Genomic DNA, 390 nt, shown 5'->3' with positions numbered 1-390 from the left:
TCTGTGTCCTGTTCACTGCAAATGACGCTTACATGCGAGAGTACAACCTTACTGTACCTAAAGATTGTATTGCTTCAAATGATGATAGGGACAACGAGTACGCTTTAACGATGATGGAGAACGTTCTTCTTGCCAAAATCACAACAACTAAAGAGATCACGGATGAAAATCAAACATGATTTATCCATCACCCTCATAAATTGTTAGCAATAACAAAGGGGGCGTTGACCATTCAAATTTATGTTGTCAAAAGAGGAGATACATTAAATGAAATTGCCATGCGTTTTAAAACAACGGCAAATGAAATCATTCGGACCAACGACATCGAAACACCAAATCAACTAGTCGTTGGACAAACAATTGTCATCCCTATTAGAGGTCAATTTTATG

General features: G+C 37.7%; 2 protein-coding genes. Both read left to right on the top strand.

Translation table 11 applies throughout. The annotated features are described in order from the left end of the window. A partial coding sequence (locus KH400_RS21960) for an isochorismatase family protein (protein ID WP_217228252.1) occupies nt 1-179 on the top strand: 179 nt, incomplete at its 5' end. A 45-nt stretch (nt 180-224) separates the two neighbouring features. Beyond that, nucleotides 225-390 (top strand): LysM peptidoglycan-binding domain-containing protein (locus KH400_RS21955; RefSeq protein WP_217228249.1); only part of this gene is annotated, 166 nt, incomplete at its 3' end.

Source organism: Desertibacillus haloalkaliphilus (genome assembly GCF_019039105.1).
GTDB classification, from domain to species: Bacteria; Bacillota; Bacilli; order Bacillales; family KJ1-10-99; genus Desertibacillus; species Desertibacillus haloalkaliphilus.
Note: the sequence above shows the minus strand (reverse complement) of the source record. Positions and strands in the feature narration are given on the sequence as shown.